This window comes from Caballeronia telluris (assembly GCF_001544495.1).
Lineage (GTDB): Bacteria > Pseudomonadota > Gammaproteobacteria > Burkholderiales > Burkholderiaceae > Caballeronia > Caballeronia telluris.
Map to the genome: position 1 here is coordinate 1 of NZ_FCNZ02000090.1, position 3,433 is coordinate 3,433.

Annotated in this window: 3 protein-coding genes; all 3 read right to left on the minus strand. The window is 60.8% G+C overall.

The genetic code is table 11. The features are described from left to right. Positions 1-101 precede the first annotated feature (101 nt). Complete coding sequence (locus AWB66_RS32100) at positions 102-1,079, minus strand: IS5 family transposase (RefSeq protein ID WP_087634003.1); 978 nt, start codon at positions 1,077-1,079, stop codon at positions 102-104. Positions 1,080-1,412: 333 nt separating this feature from the next. Further along, the gene (locus AWB66_RS32105; protein ID WP_327355860.1) at positions 1,413-1,847 is read right to left on the minus strand and encodes a methyl-accepting chemotaxis protein; all 435 of its coding nucleotides are present in this window, start codon (positions 1,845-1,847) and stop codon (positions 1,413-1,415) included. Next, the gene (locus AWB66_RS32110) at positions 1,844-3,130 is read right to left on the minus strand and encodes an NRAMP family divalent metal transporter (RefSeq protein WP_087634004.1); all 1,287 of its coding nucleotides are present in this window, start codon (positions 3,128-3,130) and stop codon (positions 1,844-1,846) included. Before AWB66_RS32110 ends, AWB66_RS32105 begins: the two co-directional genes overlap by 4 nt. Positions 3,131-3,433: the final 303 nt, after the last annotated feature.

The window sequence follows — 3,433 nt, forward strand, 5'->3', positions numbered from 1 at the left end:
CGCCCCAAGGGTGCGCTGCGCCGGGCTCACGCCCGCCCTTGACTCGCTAGACCACCCACTCGGAATTCAAAAGAGGCGCCTTTCTCGTCCCGCTTGGTAATTTATGGACGTACCTGTGCCATCAGCCGTGATCGACTCATGTAGATGTTCGCCAGCGCGAGCACTGGGAATGCACGGGTAGCATTTTTGGTGAGTCCACGATAACGGACCTTGCCGAATCCCCACAGCCGCTTCACTACCGCGAACACGTGCTCCACTCGAGCTCGTATCTTCGACTTATTGCGGTTCTTCGAGCGCTTGACTTCGTCGATTTCGCCACTGCGGTTACGCACACGCTCATTGGTGAAATCCTTGGCTTTCGGGGCTTTGCTAGCAATGAGGTCCTTCTGGCTTGCGTACGCGCTGTCACCGTAAACACGCTGCTCATCGCCATGCAGCAGATCAGGGAGCGCATGCTTGTCGTGCACGTTCGCTGCTGTCACCACGGCGCTGTGTGTCAGCCCCGTTTGGCTGTCCACCCCGATATGAATTTTCATCCCGAAGTACCACTGCTTGCCTTTTCGTGTCTGATGCATCTCGGGGTCTCGCGCCTCTTCTTTGTTTTTCGTCGAGCTCGGCGCACCGATAATGGTGGCATCCACGATGGTGCCGGTGCCGATCTTCAGGCCGCGACCTTGCAGTATCTCACCTACCTTGGCAAACAATTGTTCGCCGAGCTCGTTATGCTCAAGCAGGCGGCGAAACTTCAACAGCGTGGTGCCGTCCGGAACGCGCTCGCGGCCCAAGTCGACCCCAACGAATCGACGCAATGCCGTGCTGTCCAGCAAGGCTTCCTCGCAGGCTACGTCCGCGAGATTGAACCAGTGCTGCACAAAATACATCCGTAGCATGCGCTCGAGTCCAACGGGCGGCCTTCCGCCCACGCCTTTTGGATAGTACGGCTTGACAACCTCGCACAAATGCGACCACGGAACGATCTTCTCCATGGTCTCGAGAAACACATCGCGCTTAGTCGGCCGACGATACTGCTCGAAGCCGGCGCCTTGATCTGCTGCCATCGCTAGGGTCTTTTGTCTCATTCAATATAAACGGCCTGCCACCCTGATGCGTTGACCTTTTTCAGCATTGCCTTAATCCAGTTTAGGCGATCAGCGTGTTTTCACACAAGCTCGACCCGATCCGGCCGTTCGACGCTCGGCACGCCGAGCGTCTCTTAACCAGGTCCTGCGGCCAGTCGCCCGCGATACCCCCCGACGCGGTGTGGTTTGACCACGGTGCGTCGACGGGCTTGACTACCTCTCGGGAGTAGCTGCGTGTCAGCAATGCGAGATCAGCGGAAAGGGCTGACCACTCGCCTGTGAGCGACGGCTTGGCCTACCGGCAAGGTTTCACCGTTGGTTTTCCATGGGGCGCTATTGCAAGCACGGCTGTCTTAGCCCGCGAGCGCCCCGACGGATGGTCGTGGTTCTCGAATACGGATGCCGGACCGGATTCCTTGTTGCCGACTCACCCGTTTGCGAGATCTTGAGAACAGCCATTGCGCTTCGCAGGTGCGCCGCTTGTTCTTCCATCGAGCCGGCGGCTGCGGCGGCCTGTTTGACAAGCGGGGCGTTTTGCTGCGTGACTTCGTCCATCTGGCCAATGGCTTGATCGACTTGCTCGATTCCGCGGGTTTGCTCACGCGACGCCGACGCGATCTCATCCATGATGTCGGTCACGCGATCCACTGCAGATGTCATTCTCTCAATCGCCTCGCCGGCCTTTGTGACAAGTTCGGTGCCCGCATGCACGCGACCCGCTGAGGCTTCGATCAGCGCGCGGATTCGCGCCAACGCTTTTCGCTTCACACGAACTCCAGCACGAAGTGTGCGACGATGGCCGCCCCCGTCGCGAGCGTGGCGAACCAGCTCAACACACGCACCGTCCAGTGCGCGACGAAATCGCCGACGACTTCTCGCTTGGCACCGAGCAGCACGAGGAGCGCGAGCACCGGCGTAACCGTCATGCCGTTGGCCACCGCGCTCCAGTACAGCGCATGAACGGGCTCGACGCGCAGCACCGCGAGCACCATCGCCGCCGCTGCGCCGAGTCCCGTCACGCCGACGAGCAGCCACGCGATCCGCCGGTCGCGTTGTTCGCCGCGCGGCCAATTGAACGAACTCGCCACAGCCTGCGCCGCGGAGCCCGCCAGGGGCGGCAAGGCCAGCAATGCAGAGCCGATCACCGCGACCGCAAGCACATGGCTCGCATAGCCATGTGCGAGCGGCGCCAGTACACGCGCCATGTCGACCGGCTCGCCTACGGGCGTCTTTTGCATGAGATGCAGCGTCGCGGCGGCCGCGATCATCATGCACAGCGCGGCCGCGTTCGAAAGCGCGGTCCGCAGCAGCGTGTCGCGACGAATCTTGCGCATCTGCCCGTTTAGCGCCTTCTGGTCTCGACGGCCGCCGCCCCGCACTTCCTGTTCGGCTTGCGCAAACATCAAATAAGGGCTGACGGTGGTGCCTAGCACGGCAATGAGCATCGTGATGTATTCCTCGTTCCAGTCCACTCGCGGCACAAACGCGCGCATGAGAACCGTCTGCCAGGGCACTTCGACCACCACGATAACGCCGACATACGCGAACATCGCGAGCGCCATCCACTTAACGATCCGCGCGTACCGTGCGTACGGAACGAGGCACTGGAGGGCGATCGACGCGGCGCCCGACAGCAGTGCGAGCCATGCAACGGACCCACCGATGAAGACGTGCAACGCCACGCCCATCGCGAGTAAATCGACGGCGACGTTGAACGTGTTGGCAAAGAGAAAGCGCGCCACCGCGAAGAAATAAAAGAGCGACGAGTAGTGCGCCCGCATGTTGGTGGTCAAGCCGCGCCCGGTCACTACCGCGACGCGCGCTGCGATGAGCTGCAGCGCAACGGTAGACGGATACGACAGCACGCACACCCACAGAACGTCGAATCCGTACCACGCGCCTGCGAGCGTGTAAGTCGCGATGCCGCCCGGATCGTTGTCCGATGCGACGCTCGCTAATCCCGGCCCGACGTCCGCGGCCCACGAGTGCGCCGCCCGCTTGCTCGCGCGCGGGGTTTCATCCGCTAGCTGTTTTTCATGATGAGTGACCATTGCCCAATCCGCCAACGCGATTGACGGAGCGGTCCGCATGAAGCGTTCCTGGCGGCGATGATGCAGTGCAGTGACATACAACGGCTACAGCGCCTGGAAGTGCCAGTGTAAATCGGACAGAAGAAATAATGGAGGGTTTAGACGCGCTGTCACATCACTCTAAATATTATGTTTTTGATCATGTTGGTACCGTTGATTCCATCTGCAAATCTATATCTACTATTGAGCCTCTTTTGAATTCCGAGTGGGTGGTCTAGCGAGTCAAGGGCGGGCGTGAGCCCGGCGCAGCGCACCCTTGGGGCG